General features: G+C 70.1%; 1 protein-coding gene. It reads right to left on the bottom strand.

Annotation, left to right across the window (positions count from 1 at the left end):
- Positions 1-185 (bottom strand): hypothetical protein (locus N7568_RS25035; protein ID WP_261612336.1); only part of this gene is annotated, 185 nt, incomplete at its 3' end.
- Between the last annotated feature and the right edge of the window lie 59 nt (positions 186-244).

The raw sequence follows: 244 nt of genomic DNA, 5'->3' as shown, positions 1-244 counted from the left end.
CCCTGGGACCCCACATCCGGACGATGACGGTGCCGCGATGCGGCCACTTCGCGCTCGTCGAACAGCCCGTCCTCGTTCAGGACCTGTTGGAGGAGCTGTGGCAACGCTGAACGCCCGACGGCGGCCTCCCGCCGTCGCGCCGGTCCGTACGTGACGTACGGAACTGCGGGAGGGCCGGCCCGCAAGGCACAATGGGAAGCCTGACCCTCACTACGTGCGCCCTCGTCCGCCATGGCCCGACCGA

The organism is Paenarthrobacter aurescens (assembly GCF_025421775.1).
Taxonomy (GTDB): Bacteria; Actinomycetota; Actinomycetes; order Actinomycetales; family Micrococcaceae; genus Arthrobacter; species Arthrobacter aurescens_B.
The sequence above is the reverse complement of the archived record's forward strand: the minus strand, read 5'-3'. Positions and strand labels throughout refer to the sequence as shown.